We start from the raw sequence: 16788 nt of genomic DNA, 5'->3' as shown, positions 1-16788 counted from the left end.
AGAGCTACCGGGCGAGCAGGTATCTCTGCGTCTGCTTGTTGGTGATGGTCGTTGGCTTCGTAGTTGACCTGGCATCGTTCTGCATGTCGCCCAACCTGGAGCTGTGCCCAGACACTGCATCTGACTGCACGAAGGGTGTTCACAGGGGGGCGCAATACTGTGTTCACGTGGTGCACGCGATCAGGTGCGTGTCGTACAGGAGAGGCTCCCATGGCAAGCAGGCTCGATACACGCGAGGACGTACATCGATCCGTCGTGAGCGACAAGTTTCGGGATTTCTACGGCAGGCTGGCTGACCTGTTGGAGGGCCCCAAAGCCCATCGCGATGTGGGTGCCGGACTTGACCAGCTTCGCTTTCATGTCCTCGTCACCCGGGGCGTACAGAAGGACCTCGCCAGATTGTTCTCGAGCGGTTTTCTGACGGTGCCTCGCAAGGAAGTCTTACGCGTGATCGGCGTCAGCGAACGAGCACTCCTGAGTGCAGACGAGAGCGCTCTACTGAGCCCTGGCGCCAGTGATCGCCTTCTGCGTCTGGCATCTGTGGCTCAACAGGCCATGGATGTCCTGGGCTCGCAAGAGGCAGCCGAAGCCTGGCTTGCCAAGCCCGCCATCGGCCTGGATCGCAACCGCCCGATTGACCTGATTACGACATCCGCAGGAACGGGTGCGGTCAAGGCGCTACTCAAGCGCATGGACTACGAGGTCTATGTTTGATTGAGCAGCCCCGGCTAGAAATTCAAGGGATGCATGTTCTTTAGCGGAACGCAGCGTCCGTAGATCTCCCTGGAGGAATGGCATGGACCGTCGTCGTAAGGTCATCAAACGCAAGCGTCAGTACGAGCGCCAGGCAATGCGGGCAAAGCGGCGGCGCCGATGTCGCATCGCGGACCTGCTTCCGGAAAAGGGGGAGGCGCTACCGATTCTTGAAGAATGGGATCGCCTCGTTTCAGTTGGTCGGGAAATCGTATGAGCAGAGATTTCTGTGGCGTAGGGGCCGGGGTATTTGACCTGCCGCCCGACAAGCGGCCAAAGATTGGGGCGCAGCCGCGCCGGGCCAATACTCGGTTTAAAATTGCCTGAATGCATAAATATTGGTAACTCAACATGAGCGGTCGCGCAAAAGTTTCGAAGGCAATCAGGAACATCAAGGGCTTCAGAGCCGAGAGCGGTCTCAACCAGGCGGATTTCTGGATTCCCTTGGGCTGCACCCAGTCGGCAGGAAGCCGTTTCGAGAACGGGCGAAAGATTCCGACCCCGACAGCGATCCTCTTGGTTCTGAGAGAGCAAGGCATCATTGATGACGAAGCCCTCAAGCAAGCCATGCGCACCGTGAAAGCGTCCAGAAAGTAAGGCGCGTGACATTCAGAGACTTGGTCTCTGGATCACCGGACCGCCCTCTACGAGCCGCTGTGGCGTCAGCCCCAATTTCACCCGCATCAAGCAACCGCTTTGGTGAATTTAATGCTTTTTGGGTTTCGGAAGCCACCCGTCCGAAACTCCGGGAGTTCACCCATAGCCGCCTTTTAGAATCCATGCTCGCCAGCACTCCGTGCTGAAAATCTAGCCACCGCAAGCGCCTGCGAACACCGCTCGCGCAGCCTCACGGTCGACTCGCACATGGATATCCGGGACATCTTCAATGCGCTCCGCGCCGGCCACACCGACGCCTCGCGCCTCCTGCGCCTGCACACCCCGCAAAAGCTCACCCCCCTCCTGATCGAACGCCTAGATGGCATCGAATCCATGGGGCCCGGAGCCGTTACGGATGACAGAAACGCTCCAGGCAACGTCACAGGATTCCGCCTGCGGCTCGTCACCGTCTCAGAAAGCGCCCATCTCCAGGCGACCGACTTCCTGGGCAAGCCTGTCCTCATCGAACTGCTCACGGCGCAATCACGCTTCGCGCTGCGCCCGTTCCACGGCCACATCACCGCCTTCGAACGACTGCAGAGCGATGGCGGCTTCAGCTACTACCAGCTGACCCTCGAACCCTGGCTCGCCTTCCTTGCACATCGTCGTGACAGCTTCGTCTTCTACGACAAGACCATCGTCGAGATCGTCGAGAGCATCTTCGCCGACTACCAGGGGCAGGGCGCCCTCACGCCAGCATGGCGCTGGGAGTTGGCCGACGCCTCGGTGTACCGCAAGCACAGCACCTGCACCCAGTACAACGAGACCGATCTGCAGTTCATCGACCGCCTGCTCGCGCAGGAGGGCATCAGCTACTACATCGAACACAGTGGCGACGCCAGCAGCGCCACCCTCGGCCAACACACGGTCGTGTTTGCCGATCACGTCGATGCCTTCAAGCCCAACGCCCAGGCCAACATCCGTTTCGCTCGCGCAGCGGCGACCCAGAGCGAAGACGCCATCCAGATCTTCACGCCCAGAGCGAGCTGGACCACCCAGACACTGGAGTCCGCCAGCTGGGACTACCGCACCCTCAACACCCGCCCGGTCTCCGCATCCGGCAGCGGCGCCAAGGATGACGCCGAGACGGATACCGGCCTCAGCCACTGGGAAGTCCCCGGCCTCTACGCCTGGCCTGACACCGAAACCGGTGAGCGACGGATCAGCCGTCGTCTTGAAGGAGACCTTGCCGCCGCACGCCTGATCCATGGCGAAGGGACCGAACGCACCATGACGCCGGGCCACCGCTTCAGCCTGATGGATCACTTCGACTTCAGCCCCAGCTTCGGACAACTCTCCGGCTCCCAGGCGGACGACGCATCCAACGGCTTCACCATCCTGCGTGTCGAGCACCATGCGCGGAACAACATCGGTGCCAGCCTCACCCAGCAGCTGGGTAACGTCGGGGCGCTGACAGGGCTCGCACAACGCTTCCTGGGCGCCAAGGACTCCGCCAAAGGTGTGCAAGGTGGGCAGGGCGACAAGGCAGAGGACGACACGCCCCTCTACATCAACCGATTCATCGTCCTGCCTGCTCCGCATCCCTACCGAGCGCGGCTCAAGGATGACCAAGGGCGCCAGCGCTTCGCAGCCCCCCTCGTTAAGGCACAAACGGCCATCGTGGTCGGCACGCCTGGCGAACCCGTGCATACCGACCGGGATGGACGCATCAAGGTGCAATTCCACTGGCAGCGCGGCGCTGCCAATAGCCATAGTCGTCTTGCCCACCCCTCCGGCGAAGAGAACGCTCCCGGAGACAACGGTGCCTGGAGCTGGGTGCGCGTCATGACCGCGTGGGCCGGCGCCAACTGGGGCGGCCACTTCATCCCGCGCGTGGGGCAAGAAGTGCTGGTGGAATTCATCGAGGGCGACATCGACCGCCCGGTGGTCGTCGGTGCGCTGTACAACGGCCAGGGCGCCGCCAATGCACAGAACAACCAGGTCGCCAGCGGCGCCGGCGTCGCCACAGGCAACGCCCCCGCATGGTTCGCGGGTGAAACCAGCGAAGGCAGCAGCGCACAAGCCAGCAGCGGCCCCAAGCACGCCCACCCCGACACACTGGCTGGCATCAAGACGCAAGCCATGTCCGCCAGCCAGAGTGGCAGCGGTGGCTACAACCAGCTGGTCTTCGACCTCACGCCCAACGAGCCGCGCACCCAACTGGCGACCACGCAGTTCGCCAGCACGCTGAACCTCGGCGCGATCCGCCACCAGACCGACAACCAGCGCCTCGCCTACCGCGCCCACGGCGCCGAACTGGCCACGCTGCAGTCCGGCGCATTGAGAGCCGGCAGCGGGCTGCTGCTCAGCACCGATGCACGCAACAACGCCAGCGGCACGCAGATGGACGCGCGCCTCGCCAGCAACCAGCTCGACGCCGCGCATAGCCTCGTCAAGACGCTGGCCGAATCGGCGCAGAAGCAGAAGGCAGATCTGCAGGGAGACCCGGCACCCGACAAGCTCGCCGCAGCCGAAGCGCTGGCCAAGAGTCAGGAAATCCTCGGCACCACCGAAACCGGCAGCACCGCCAGCGAACAGCTCGGCGGTGGGGCTGGCACCGTGCCCGCCTGGAGCGAACCCATGATCGTCGCCGAGTCCCCCGCCGGCATCGGCACGCTCACGCCCAAAGACGCCATCCTCAATGCGGGCGACACGCTGACGCTCGCCGCGCAAGACATCCACCTCGCCGCCCAAGGCAAGAGCGCCTGGGCAGTGAAAGACGGCATCGCGCTCTACACCTATGGCAAAGCCTCCGACGGCAGCCGCCCCGTGCAAGACAAAGGCCTCATGCTCCACGCCGCCAAAGGCAAGCTGAGCGTGCAAGCGCAAAGCGACAAGGCCGACTTCAACGCCGACAAGAAGATGACCATCACCTCCACCACCAAGGATGTGCTGCTGCAGGGCAAGAACGATCTGCAGATCGTGGCAGCAGGCGCGGCGATCCAGATCTCGGGCGGGAACATCACGCTCACGGCGCCGGGCAAGGTGTCCTTGCTGGCGAGTCAGCGGAATCTGACGAGTGCGAAGAGTGCTACAGCGGAGAGCGTGAAGTTGCCATCAGCCAAGGACGTCCCGCCTTGTTCGCAACAACAGTCGGCCGGTGCCGCAGCAGGTTCCGCATTGCTTTGAGCGTACCGATGAATACCAACCGTGCTTTGAGTTTTTCAGGTGCGTTGCAGCTTGAGCAACTGCCTACCTATGCGCTGATTGACCCATTCTTTGGAGAGCCTCCGGCGTGGGACTGTATAACGGACACAGCCCAGACTTTTGACGCTCTGGCTGATGCGCGCGCAGCAGTCTGGGAGCGCCAGATTTGGGTCGCAGACTCCCCCAAACCTCTGGTGAGCCCTCACCGGCTTCCATATCTCGTGGAGCTGAACGGCGCACGCGACCCGCTGATCAAGCAGCTGTGCGAATACGCGCAAGAAGAGCAAATGACGTCAGCCGATAACGTAGCAAGCACCGAATACCGCCTCGGTTCTTTTGTGCAAACGTCTCTTCCGCCCGCGCTCCTGATGGGTCGTCTGCAAACTATGTGGGCCTACCGCTTTGGTGGGGCAGCACCACGCTATCTGCGCATCGCTGACCGGCGCGTGATGGAGTTGCTGTGTCACCTGCTTCAACCCGAATCAATTGCAGCTTGGCTTGGGCCTATCGCGCGCTGGCATGTGCTTTCGCGTCGTGGAGTATGGATTTCAGCCTCAGGCATTCTGGACGAAACCCAATTTGATGAGAATGAGAGTCTCCGCCGCGTTGAGAGTCTCAGCGCCAGCGCGCTTTCCACAGCCCGGCTGCGCCCAACTCCAGCAGAGCATCTGCGCATTGCATCGTCTGAAGCTGCCTCTCGCGCTCTCCTTCTATGGCAACGGGCAGGCAAAGTAGTCGATGACTCTGCGCACCGTGCTGTATGGGCTGGCATCGAAACCGCCCGTACACATAGTCTCTCTTCACCGGAAGACCTCGCGGAGTTCGCGTGGCGATGGATGGCAAACTCAAACTGCGCAGTACAGCCACCACTGCGCGAAGCACTGGAACAGCGCAGGAACGAACTACGCCCCCTTTCCGAAATTCTTGACACCCTGTCTGCCGTAGCAGACTGAGTCACTACATGGATCAAACACCATGAGCAACGCACCCACGACATGCAAGGTTTGCGAGAGCAGCGGTCTCGCTCTGTTGTTCACTTGGCACTCCGCCATCGCAACGGACACAGCCCTCGCTCCAATAGGAGCGAGCGCGTTGAGCAGCCACACGACCAGCGCCAAAGCGCTGGGACTGCCCGACCTGCAGTACGCCCGGTATGTGTTGCGCACTTTGCGTCCCGGCTACTTGCACGTCTATCACGAGAAGGCTCCAGTGCGACTCGCAAAGAAAGTCTCCGCGAAAGATCCAGAGGCTGGGAACTGGGAGATTTTTCGTGTCGCGCCGGGCGGGGCGTTGTATCCAGAAGATCATCCAGATTTCTCTACGGCAGCTCAGTTCTCGTGTTCCCAAGACGGGGGCTCGCATATCTTTACCGCCATGGCCTACCGGCTGCCCGACGCACATAGCTCAGGCAAACTGTGGGTCGCGTTTAGTGCCAACCTCTGGACACCTGAGCTGCGTGGGAAGAACAAGAAGAAACAGGAGGTAATGCAATGCGTCGACGTGCCAGCGTTGCTAGGAGGCGCTTCGTCGGCCACTTACATCAGTGCAAAAGCGGACTGGATCGAGAAGAACATCGCTGAGTTTGCGCTCGGTTCTTTTGACCAAGGGGGTATCACCCCTGCGTTTCCATTTGTCTCTCGGCGCGGTCAAGGAGCAAAGATCGAAGCTCGTTTCAACGTACTCGACAGCAAACACTCGCAGACCAAGGGACGCTCAGCAGTGATCGTGCTTCGTGACCCCGTTGGTACGGCTGCTTCGCTCGCACATATCGGCGCATCCAGACACTTTCAAGCAAAGGAATACGCCTGGACCCAGCGCCATCCGCTCGGGGCCGCGCGGTCCATAGACTTCATTCGTGACAGCGTCTACCAATCTCAAGTTCAAGAGATCCAGAAGACGACTCGCCCCTTGCTGGTCACCGATGTATACGACGCGCAGGGCAAGCCGCTGGTCTCCGAGACCGAACGGAAGTTCATGCCCAAGCCGGAAGAGATCAGCGAATGGCGCTACATCGGCGTCATGGGCTCGCAGATTTTTTACGACAGCAAAAATCTTTATAAAGACATCCCGCAATCGGCCCGCTGGCTGCAACTCAATGCCCAGCCCATGGACGGCATCGTGATTGCACCAGCGGCCGATACGGCCGCGGCGCGCACCGAAATTGCCACGCGCAAGATCAATCGCCTGCATGACCGCGAAGCCGTCAAGAAATTCAAGGAACAGTTCCAGACGGAGCTGAACGCCTACAACGACAAGATCACCCAGCACGGCAGCGACCATGCCTTGCTGATTAATCATCCGCCCATTAAGGCTTACTTCGACAAGCACTTTGACCCTGCAGACCCCAACCGCCCCCAGCAGTTTTGCAAGCCAGGACTGATTTATCTGGAAGAAGCGACGCGAGCCTTGATCGGATGGGGCGGTATTACGCCGGGGATGGAAGCAACAATCCGCACCCTGCTCGAAGCCAAGGTCGACAGTCCCGAAGGCTGGGCTTGGCGCGCAGTCGTTGGCAATCAGCAAGGCTTGTTCTCCACCCTCGATAGCTTTCTGTCGCAGCAGTACGACTGGTTCACAAACCCTGATAACAAGCTGGACAAGAGCTACGACACGCTCAAGGCACTCCTAGCGGATGAAGATGCCAGCAAGATCCTCACCGCCAAGTTTGGATGGCTAAACAAGAGCGGCATCGGCTTGAGCTTCGGCATGATGGGATTCCTCGGCGGTGCCGCTTCACACATTGCCGCTCAAAGCATCTCGCGTGATTTCCCCGACGAAGTCGCCAAGGCTGCGCAAGTCGGTGCCAAGATCGAAAAGACGACGAGAAAGTTCGCCGAAGTCATGAGCAAAGGTGTTGCCGGTATCGAGTTAAAGCTCGCCGCCAAAGTGCAGACCTGGTGCCTTAACCAGAGCATTGTCCTGGAAGCACTCCTCAACAAGAAACCCCCTGCGCGCCCGCTCTACGTGCGCGTTGATGTGACCCTGCCGCAAGCGCTGGAGATCCTCGTCGACTTCCGCAAGCAGAAAGCTGACTTCAATCGCACCACGCGCAAGATGCTCAAAGAGCTGGAAGGTTTGCAGGCACTCGACGGGAAACAGACTGTTTCGCTCGATTTCCTCACCACCGATGTGGCGCTGGACGACGCGAAGAACATCAAAGGACTGGCAGGCGAGGCCGACCGAGTGCGTGTCAGCGTGCTCAGTCACACCGCTGGCGTGCCCGTCGCCGCCCTGTCCCTGCAACAACTCGGCGAGGTCTACCGCAAGGCACATCGATACGACGGTTTGAAAGCTGGACTGACAGCGCTGCTGGGTGAAAGCACGCCAGCAGCCGTTCGTGCTGCCACGAGTGTGGTGGCCGGAGCCGTAAATGTACCTGCTGCAGCGTTGCGAGGAGCAACTCAGTTCAACGGACAGCTTTCACTCTTTGGCGCCTGGCTGCAATGGCGGCTCCACGTCAAGAACGAAGAAAAGCTGGAGGAGCTCAATCGCCGACTTGCCGAGCGCAAAGACCTTACCCAAGGCCAGCGCGAAGCCATCGAAGATGCAATCTTGATTACACGCCTGGGGAACTACGACAACTGGTGCGGCATCGCAGGCGGAACGCTGGAAATGGTGGGTGTCGGAGCCGCCGAACTTCGACTGGCGGGTACGGCGTCTGCGCTCACTGCGCTTGCAGCGTTTGCCGGAGCGGGCGGTGCCTTCATGAATGCGGCGCAGAACTTCAAGAAGGCGCAAGGAAAGTCGAATGGACTAGAACGCGCATATAACCTTGTCGGAGTGCTGTACGTCTCCGCTGGCTTTGCGCTGGGTGCGGCAGGTGTAGAGGTCGCAACGCACTGGTTCCTTGAACGCAAGCTGCTGGAAGTCGGTTTGCGCGTCGCTACCCGCGACGCTGCGGGGCGTGCCATTGCCACGCGGTTTGGATATGGACTGGCTATTCGTGGCGGACTGAGTCTGACGGGTGTCGGCCTAGTCGTAACGGTTGCGGCGTTCGCGATCGAAGGATTGGTCGCCTACTACGACCGTACCAAACTGGAAGCATGGGTCGAGAACTGCTACTTCGGAAACTACCCGAAGTGGCGCGCTCAATCACGCCCTACAGACGGGCGTCGCTATGCTGGATGGGCACGCATGCTGCCCGAGAAAGCCATCGAAGACCCTGCACTCTGGGACAGTGAAGCAAAAGCTTTCTCACTGGCTTTGGAAGAGGCTAATGACCAGGGAGCTGCTTCGTGACCGCTTATGTGTTTCGACGAGCGACGGAAGTGCGAGCGAAAGAGATGCTCTCAGTGGCAGAGCGATCAACAGAGGCGCAGCACTTACCCAAGAGCGCAGCTGCGTCGCAGAGTCCAAGTAGCTACGCACTCGTGAGACGCGCGGCCGACAATGCCGTTTTCCTCGATAGCGCCACTACCCGGTACAGAGGCGTCCCTAGTGCATTTCTGCTGATCTTCATCGGCGGGATGGCGTTGTTGTTATGGCCAATTCTCACTACTGCAAACGGCTTCCAAGAACTCATCCAGCAAGGAGACTATGGGTGGCTAGTTGTGGATTTCGTTTTCCTTGCGTTCATTCTTGCAATAGAAGCTGCGGCCCTTTCCGTTGTTGTTCGAATTCTCCGCATCGATCTCTTCGGCCCCAAAGAAGTGCCATTAGTCTTCAACCGCAAAACGCGTAAGGTCTATAAGTTCATACAGAATATGCCTGCGCGTGATTTAAGCAGTCTGCGCAATGCATTCCGCTATTGGCTTACCGCCTTCCAGCCCTGGCCCATGATGCTGATCGAATACGAGTGGGATTGTCTCGAAGCGGAGTATTTCGAGCGCACTACGCTCTTGGGCAATGTGGTCAAAACCTTCCATGTCCTGCAGTTCTACGTCAAGGAGACTCCCGACAGTGATAAGGTGATCGGCAGCTTCACCATTGCATCTCCATTCATGCTCGGCCGCGAAATTGCGATGGATATCTGGGAGTTCATCCGCTGCTACATGGAAGAGGGCGGCCCGGTAATGTGCCCCGGCGACAAACCAGCACCGGCGCATCCACGCAACCTGTGGCAAGCCGCCAATACCGTGTGGGTAGGCTGGCCGCTCGTGGTCGGGGCAGCAATTTGGGCCGCCAACCGAGTCGCTCAAGCGCCCGATCTATATTCAATCGACTTTCTGCCTTTCGTCACCGCACTGGTCTCATGGCCCTTCACGCTCGCCATTGTCTTCAACTGGCTAGGGCACAAGTGGGGCGCCGACGTAACGCTGCCTCCCGAGCTGATGGCCGAGGCTGGAGAGCCTATGGACATCAAGCGCATATCAGACGAAGCAAACGGCATTGCAGTTCCCGATGTGCCAACCGAAAAGAAACTCCCATCTCGTATCGGCAAGATGCGTAAAAGCGGGAAGCATCGCTGATGCATATCTGCTGCTGTCTCTGCCGGGGTTGCTGACTTCAACGACGGGACCGAGGTATACGCATATCTATCAGACCGCCCGGCTGGCCTAGTTCTTGGCGGTGGCGCATTGCTGCTGGTCTTCTTCAGTCTTGGACAGCTTTAGCTGCGCTGACAGTGCCTGGAAAACCACGAATCTGTCTCGCTCCACGGCCGCGATGCTATGAAGACCACCCATCCCGTTCTCGATCACACAGAAACCATACGTGCTGCGGCTGAACGAAGCCGCGTAACCTGTCTCGACAGCGTTTGGCTTGGTTGGTCGCATCCGTACCAATTCATGTGCTCTGAGGGCCATGAATTTACGCTCAACGCATTGAGATTCGAGAACGCTCGCGTAGCTTGCCCTCAATGCAGACAACTGACCAGAGAGAAAGTACGAACTGAGGCATCAAATCGATTGCATCAAGTGGTCACCGACAAGGGTGGAAAGTTACTCACTGATACATTCACTGCACTCCGAGCTCGGTATGAGTTCAAGTGCGCGGTCGGACACACTTGGAAAGCTCAAGGCGCCAGCGTTTTACGCGGTAGCTGGTGCCCAAGATGCGCCAATGCGGCAACTCGGATCTCGCTACGCGATACGGATGGATTGGAGAAGATGCGGCGCACTGCCGCCTCCCGTGGCGGCGTGTGCCTCAGCGATCATTACTTAGGTCTAACGAGCCGATACCAGTTTCGCTGTGCTCAGGGACATGTGTGGCAAGCCACTGCAAAGCGCCTTCATGCGGGCGATTGGTGCCGAAAATGTGCGGACGAGGCAAGGCGACTGACGGATGGCCTCGACGCGCTGCAGATAGCCGCAGCAGCGCATGGCGGAGTGTGCCTCTCAAACACCTATGAAGGCGTGAATCACCGCTATCGCTTTCGTTGTCAGCATGGCCATGAATGGACTAGCCAGGCAGATCCAGTATTGCGCGAAGGTCGTTGGTGCATCGAATGCGCCCATGAGAACTTGCGCCTTGGCATCCAGCGCGCGCACGAGGCGGCGCGCGAGCGCGGTGGACAATGCTTGTCAGAGCACTACATCAACAATCATACAAGGCTCACCTGGCTTTGCCACAAGGGCCACATGTGGCAAGCGCCTCTTGCAAGCATTCGCAATAAAGGCTGCTGGTGCCCGCAGTGCGCGCACGCAGACCGTATTGCTGCGAGAACTTCAAAGGCTAGGGCACGATATGTTGCAGCCTAGTCGCCCAACTGTTGGAAGCGGGCCGTCCTTTTCCTTCTCGTTGAACGCTGACTGTTAGGTGACCAAGCAACTTACCTTGCGTGGGTGAGGGCACTTTACGATTTCACAAGTCGTTACTAAATGCGCTTATTGGACTTCTCGACCAAGGTTAAAAGTCCGTTTCGAGCTTCTCTCGACTGATCAAGGGTGGTGGTTGGGTGGTTATGGCATTGGACTATCGTCGTAACTGTAAGGTTGTAAAACTCCCAGCCATTCCTGTACCGTTGCTGAAAGGATGTCGGCATTGAGTATACGCATCACTCGATAGCCTGCATGGCGACGCGAAAGGGGCGATACCAGTTCCACCACTTCCAGATCGATTGCAGTGTCAGTGAGCATTGCTGCATGCGCAAGAAGGCTGAACCGAGGGGCGTCATCCGTTTGGCTCAGCTTAACCTGCGCTGTTTTGCGCAGCGGTCGCATCGCGCCATGCGAGAGTCGTTGAACTCCGCCCAGGCGTATTTGATGGCGAGCGGCTTTTAGGACCTGACCGCGGATGCGCAGTGTATCGGGCAGTGTATCCAGCGCGACTGGCGGGAGTTGGGCAACCGAAAGGTGCGCGAGCGCACCATCTAAGTCCATCTGTAACTGCTGTCCTTGGAAGGCGTGCAGAATGCCGTGCAAGGCTCGGCGATGCGAGGTGGGCGGCTCGGGGAACGCCCCCGCGCGCAAGAATTCAATTTCGGCATCCAGCGCAGCCTGTGCAACATGCAGCGCCTGCCTTGCCTGCCGGACCTCGGCAGCCATCAGCGTGTAGGCTGTGGCCGGTTTGCGTTCGAATTGCAACTGCAATTGACGATTGGGCTCGAGACTGAATTCGACGTAGAGCTGGTTCTCGCGCGCACAGAAGGCGTACGTGAGCTCGGTGTGCGCCAGCGCACCGAGGAGCGGCGCGATTTCGCCGAACGCCGCCATCCAGCGCCGAGCGTGGCGCTCTTGCTGCGCGCTTGTCAATGCCTGAGAGCCGCGCACAAGCGGTACGATGCATAGCGGCCAAACACGCCGGTGGCTCATGGGGCGGCCCTCCCGTTGTTGGCCGTGCGCAGCGCAAGCCAGACACTCAGCGCCAGCATCCACGCATGAAACCCTCGCAGACTGCAGCGAGCTGATGGCGGCTCAAGTCCGATACTAACCGGCGTGCTAGACCACACCAGATAATGCGCGGGGCGCCCACGACGGGGCTGAACGACAATTCGGTTTGGTGCTGCTGAAAATACGCGCTTGAAAGCCAACGATAGCTGCTCTGAGTATTTGTCGCGACCCCAGTCTCGTGGCGCAGCGGTTGGCTGTTCTCCTTCTTGAAGTGGAGCACGTGCATGCGAGCGAGGACGCCCGGCTGCGCATACCAATGCAAGGTGATCGGCTGGTGTACCGACCCTGTGCAATAGGTCCAATAGCTCATTGGCTGAGGGAAAATGCTTTAAGTCAAGGAAGCGCCCGGCCTGCGTCGTAAGCCAGGCATCGATGAGTCGATGCAGGGTCTCGTCTTGTTGGTTACGTGCAAGCCAGGCAGTCAAGCCGTCATATTTCGTCTGCAATGCGGCACGGAAGCAGGGACCTGTGAGCTGTTGAGCAAGATACTTGCACAGAGCGTCAGCGCAGTACTCGGGACGCAGCGTCTTGCTCATCGGCCCGCGGTGAGTCGGCGCAACGACGATCTCATACGCGTGACGGACAATGTCGTGAAGACACGAAATGGGTGTGTCATGCCGACTTGCAATCTCGTTGAGACCCATGCCTTGCGCGAGGTCGCGCAGAATGTGCAACAAGTCTGCGATTGAGCGCTGTGAGTGCGCCGCCGAGAGCCACCCTGGCGTCAGTGGTTCGCAGAGGTCAGCGTGTGCCGCTGCCGACGGCAATGCCGCGTGTGTTGTCGCAGACGATCTCAGTCGGATGGCGGACCAGATTTCGTCCTTGAGTGGCGTGTGATGGAGGGAGGCACGCTTGCGCAAGGCGGACGCACTTACACCGGCCCACCTCGCTCCCTCTACTGACGAGATGCTGATGCGGGAGAAAGCGCGGTCCAGCAGCGTATGAATCGCAGGTTCGTAGCAATGTGTATAGACGCGGAGTGTCGTCGTCGCAGTGCGGTGACCAGCCGCGACGGATACGCTATCCAGCGGGTTAAGGTCGATCGACCTACCTTTGGCCTCTGCGGAGTCGAGGAGTGCCTCGGCCATCGCGTCAGAAACCCAAGTGTGCCCCAACGTATGAAACGATACATCCGGATCGCCCGTCGCGGCTTTGAGCAGTTGGTTCAGGCCTACCGTTAGCGCGCCAGGCTGGCAAACATTCCCGGTGATAGGGTCACCGAACAGCAGATCATTCGGCAGCGCGCGCTCGAAACTTCGTTGTGCTTTCCAGCGCACGATTGTTTCGATCGCAGCTGCGTCATCAACTGTCACAACGCGTCGCGCCGACTCGGATTTCTGTTGGGGGTCACGGAGTCGTGGAGAGATATGGATCTCTATTTCGCTGACAGCGCCAGACTTGCTGGACTCCGGTGTGCAAATCGCACGCATCTGCAGATGGAGCAACTCACTGATCCGTATCCGGCAGCTAAAGGCAATGGCACATGCTACAGAGAGCATCGTATTGAGTCGCGACTCCGAGGCAGATCGCAGCCATTGGCTGATGCGCAACTTTTCATGTGGCCAGATGATGTTGGCCGCAGGAAGTGCAGGCTCAATGTCATCAGAATGTATGCGTGCGTATGGCAACTGCAGCCACTTTTGTAGGAAGCTATGCCAGGACCTCAGCGCAGACAATGCAATTAGCATTTGCTTCGGCGTGGTTTCTCTGGCTATCTCGTTGTACACAGCTTCAAAATCATTACGCGACATCGTCAATAGATCGCGATGCGCCAGATGTGTATGTAGCGCGCGCAAGGTTCGATGCGTGTAATTGCGCAGAGTATTCGGACGCAGTGGTTTGCCCCGGACCCCACCGGTCTGTAGCAGATTGATCACCCAGCCCAGCATTAGCGCAGACAGAGCGTCTGCATGCGGGAGTTCGACGCTGAGCGCTCGGCACGCCATAAGTTTCGCGCGCCGTTGCGCGTGGGTGGCGTTCCGACTTTCCTGACGCGTGGCGATCTGCTCGAGCTCGCTCACCAACCAAGGTGTACCTCGCGCCGTTTCGGCGAGATGAAACCGGTTGAGCACATTTGCCATGTCTGCTTCCTGGCCCCCTGCGACAGGGAGGCTAAGTGCCAAGCCTGTGTGCTTGCGCGCTTTGGCAGAACGCGGCAGTGCGGTCAGCGCGGCGTCACGTGTGACATGAGCATACAGTGCGGGGGGCAGTACAGTAAAAGCCCAGCACTGCGCGGCCACCAGGACGGACTCTACTGCGGGTGTCCCAAAAGCTGCCCATTGCCCGAAAGCCTCCAGTCCAGCCCTTGCCTCGGCCTCGGTGATGAGGGTAGGGGTGTCTGCGATCAGATGCAGCACGAACCCATGCAATTGGCGACTATCCTGCCGCCCGCAATGAGCAAGCCAATCGACCGACACCTTGTCATCAAAGGCGTAGCGATCAGCGAGGGCCTGCAGCGCCTCGACGACATCGTGTGCTGTGGTGATGCACTCAAACGCAATCAGCGCGCCTGCCAGGCGTGCCAGTGGCGGCAGGGGCGCAGAGATCAGCTCACCGTAGAGCAGACGTCTTTGAAGCTGTTCAAAGCGCGTAGCCATGTGAAAGGTTTGCGGCATAGGCCGATATCGAATCCGTCCGACGGAGTCGGTCTTCAGTGCAGGCAGTGCTGGGTGAGATATTTGCGGTGCGCGCAGGCTCATGACAGACGCCCCCCGGACTTTTGTGACAGGCCAGCCAGTGCATGAATCCCAAGCTCCCGCAGTGTGACTTCGACTGCTGCATTGATGCGCGCGTTAGCCGCCACGACAGTCGTGTTGGAGGTGTTGGCGTAGGGGTCGCATCCCGCGAGTGTGTGGCGCACCCACCGATCAATCAATGAGCTTGGCAAGCCGTGCTCACGTAGTGCTGACTGCCAGAAATGACGCGGCCAATTTGGTTCCAAGGCGAAGTCCGCAGGCCACCAGCTGTGTAGTTCGTTCGTACTGATGTCTTGTGGGCGGTGCAGTCGGTTAATGTCAACGATCAGCGGAACATCTTTGCCAATGCTTGCCGCCGCGAGGCATTTGCAGAGCAGCGTTGTGCGTTGGACTCCAAGCCTCAGGAGACGACGCAGCAGCGCTGCGCAATGGCACTGCACTAAGTGCAGCTGTTGCTGTAGCGTCTCACACACCGTGATAGCAGAATTTCCGGGGAACTCCCCAACGCGTTTGTCCTGGTAGGCAATTGTCTCGTCCAGCACATCAGCAGCGCTGAGTCGCAGGCGCTTTGTAGCGCGTGCAGCTAGCAGAAAACTTGCGATCGACGCGGCGCAGCGCACATACACGCGGTGGTGTTCTAGGAGGCCCGAAAGTGAATAATTGCGCCCTGGGTTTGCAGCATCAAGCGACTCTTCCAGCCAACGAAACCAACGCGTGACTGTCTCATGGATGGGCGTCACGGCTGAGCCTACCGCAAGCCCACTTAACATTGCTGTGGGAGCACCCCAGCCCAGCTCACCAAATAGCAGGGCGCTGGCGTCCCAGATTTCTTCGCGACTCGCCCGAGCGTAATAAAATTTTCCAGTCGGAGTTATGCGGAAGTCATGTGTAACCAGTGCGCCAAGATACCTGTCTATGCCGCACGTCACTGCAAGCGCGCCCATTGTGTTCAACATGCGCGGTAACGTTAGACGTATCGGGGCGTCGTGCCCAGGCAAGCGAAGGCCCTCCGTTTGCGCCGAGACACCGAGTAGCGCACTGACGTCACTTGCCGCAGGATATGCGGCTACTCGTGCGCGCAATGCAGTGGCGAGTATCTCGGGCAATGGACGAACCAGTTCGCCTGTTGCCTGATGCAGCGTCCCGTTCTCGGCATCCGGTGCGCCGGCGCGACCCGGTACAAGCGCGTCCAGGTCAAGTTTGAGGACGCCGGTATGCAGGTCAATGACGAGTGGCCCTTTCGTCGGACCTGCGGGGGAAAACTGAAGTCGCACCGCGTGGCGTGCGGGTAGTCCGCTGAGCAGCGCAAGCATCTGCAAGCATGCCACGGGATCTTCATTGCGCACACGCCGCGCAATTTCCTGGCCCGCGGCGCGCAGCATGGAGAGCGTATTGCAGCGATGATCGGGGACCGCTTGACCGGCGCGCTCCCGCGCATAGAACAAGCGGTTACGAAAATATTTATTGAGTTCAAGCGCTGGCGTGGGATTCGCCGCTGAAGCAGATGCGTCGTTTGATACAAACAGCAAGAATTCTGGCCGAGTCATTTTTGCCTCCCGGTGGTTGTTTGCGATAGAGAAAAAAGCAAAGCAAACGCGAGCGGAGGGGCCGCAGGCGTAACCAGAAGACATTGGCCAACTTATCGCCTACGTAGTAACTCTAGGGTTGTGGTAAAGGCGATACCTACGCTGTAACAAAGTACTCAGCGCAAGGAGGACAAACAAATATGCAGGGACTAGAGGCGAGCGATAAACGGAAACACCCGG

Annotated in this window: 11 protein-coding genes; 7 read left to right on the top strand and 4 right to left on the bottom strand. The window is 59.2% G+C overall.

All coding sequences use genetic code 11. The features are described 5' to 3' along the window. The first annotated feature begins 210 nt into the window (after positions 1 to 210). The 7 genes from ABEA02_RS19230 (at position 211) to ABEA02_RS19200 (ending at position 9965) form a co-directional block, all read left to right on the top strand. Positions 211 to 714 (top strand): antitoxin Xre/MbcA/ParS toxin-binding domain-containing protein, encoded by a 504-nt coding sequence (locus ABEA02_RS19230; protein WP_345534726.1) that lies wholly within the window; start codon positions 211 to 213, stop codon positions 712 to 714. A gap of 82 nt (positions 715 to 796) precedes the next feature. Continuing rightward, on the top strand, positions 797 to 970 hold the full coding sequence (locus tag ABEA02_RS19225; protein ID WP_345534725.1) for a hypothetical protein: 174 nt from the start codon (positions 797 to 799) through the stop codon (positions 968 to 970). A 134-nt stretch (positions 971 to 1104) separates the two neighbouring features. Further along, a complete protein-coding gene (locus tag ABEA02_RS19220; RefSeq protein WP_345534724.1) occupies positions 1105 to 1350 on the top strand; it encodes a helix-turn-helix domain-containing protein in 246 nt (81 codons plus the stop codon). Positions 1351 to 1617: 267 nt separating this feature from the next. Beyond that, positions 1618 to 4539: a type VI secretion system Vgr family protein gene (locus ABEA02_RS19215; protein WP_345534723.1), complete on the top strand. Its 2922-nt coding sequence runs from the start codon at positions 1618 to 1620 to the stop codon at positions 4537 to 4539. Positions 4540 to 4547: 8 nt separating this feature from the next. Next, positions 4548 to 5510 carry a hypothetical protein gene (locus tag ABEA02_RS19210; RefSeq protein ID WP_345534722.1) on the top strand — a complete coding sequence of 321 codons (963 nt, stop codon included), beginning with the start codon at positions 4548 to 4550 and terminating at the stop codon, positions 5508 to 5510. A 22-nt stretch (positions 5511 to 5532) separates the two neighbouring features. After that, complete coding sequence (locus tag ABEA02_RS19205; RefSeq protein ID WP_345534720.1) at positions 5533 to 8796, top strand: T6SS effector BTH_I2691 family protein; 3264 nt, start codon at positions 5533 to 5535, stop codon at positions 8794 to 8796. Beyond that, on the top strand, positions 8793 to 9965 hold the full coding sequence (locus tag ABEA02_RS19200; RefSeq protein WP_345534718.1) for a DUF6708 domain-containing protein: 1173 nt from the start codon (positions 8793 to 8795) through the stop codon (positions 9963 to 9965). Before ABEA02_RS19205 ends, ABEA02_RS19200 begins: the two co-directional genes overlap by 4 nt. Positions 9966 to 10832: 867 nt before the next feature. On the opposite strand, the gene ABEA02_RS19195 is transcribed toward ABEA02_RS19200, so the two are convergent. From ABEA02_RS19195 to ABEA02_RS19180, 4 genes are all read right to left on the bottom strand, one after another. Continuing rightward, entirely contained in the window at positions 10833 to 11012 is a 180-nt protein-coding gene (locus ABEA02_RS19195; RefSeq protein ID WP_345534717.1) for a hypothetical protein, read from the bottom strand. 384 nt (positions 11013 to 11396) lie between these two features. Next, entirely contained in the window at positions 11397 to 12248 is an 852-nt protein-coding gene (locus ABEA02_RS19190) for a hypothetical protein (protein ID WP_345534716.1), read from the bottom strand. Continuing rightward, positions 12245 to 14923: a hypothetical protein gene (locus ABEA02_RS19185; protein ID WP_345534715.1), complete on the bottom strand. Its 2679-nt coding sequence runs from the start codon at positions 14921 to 14923 to the stop codon at positions 12245 to 12247. The genes ABEA02_RS19190 and ABEA02_RS19185 overlap by 4 nt, the downstream gene beginning before the upstream one ends. Before the next feature lie 98 nt (positions 14924 to 15021). Beyond that, on the bottom strand, positions 15022 to 16569 hold the full coding sequence (locus ABEA02_RS19180; protein ID WP_345534714.1) for a hypothetical protein: 1548 nt from the start codon (positions 16567 to 16569) through the stop codon (positions 15022 to 15024). Positions 16570 to 16788 lie beyond the last annotated feature (219 nt).

Source organism: Viridibacterium curvum, assembly GCF_039544165.1.
In the GTDB taxonomy this organism is placed as follows: Bacteria; Pseudomonadota; Gammaproteobacteria; order Burkholderiales; family Rhodocyclaceae; genus Viridibacterium; species Viridibacterium curvum.
Note: the sequence above shows the minus strand (reverse complement) of the source record. Positions and strands in the feature narration are given on the sequence as shown.

Bases quoted from the DNA above. Each gene is read 5' to 3' on its own strand.
- ABEA02_RS19180 (WP_345534714.1), bottom strand. From the start codon at position 16,569: ATGACTCGGCCAGAATTCTTGCTGTTTGTATCAAACGACGCATCTGCT.
- ABEA02_RS19190 (WP_345534716.1), bottom strand. From the start codon at position 12,248: ATGAGCCACCGGCGTGTTTGGCCGCTATGCATCGTACCGCTTGTGCGC.
- ABEA02_RS19230 (WP_345534726.1), top strand. From the start codon at position 211: ATGGCAAGCAGGCTCGATACACGCGAGGACGTACATCGATCCGTCGTG.
- ABEA02_RS19215 (WP_345534723.1), top strand. From the start codon at position 1,618: ATGGATATCCGGGACATCTTCAATGCGCTCCGCGCCGGCCACACCGAC.
- ABEA02_RS19210 (WP_345534722.1), top strand. From the start codon at position 4,548: ATGAATACCAACCGTGCTTTGAGTTTTTCAGGTGCGTTGCAGCTTGAG.
- ABEA02_RS19225 (WP_345534725.1), top strand. From the start codon at position 797: ATGGACCGTCGTCGTAAGGTCATCAAACGCAAGCGTCAGTACGAGCGC.
- ABEA02_RS19220 (WP_345534724.1), top strand. From the start codon at position 1,105: ATGAGCGGTCGCGCAAAAGTTTCGAAGGCAATCAGGAACATCAAGGGC.
- ABEA02_RS19185 (WP_345534715.1), bottom strand. From the start codon at position 14,923: ATGGCTACGCGCTTTGAACAGCTTCAAAGACGTCTGCTCTACGGTGAG.
- ABEA02_RS19205 (WP_345534720.1), top strand. From the start codon at position 5,533: ATGAGCAACGCACCCACGACATGCAAGGTTTGCGAGAGCAGCGGTCTC.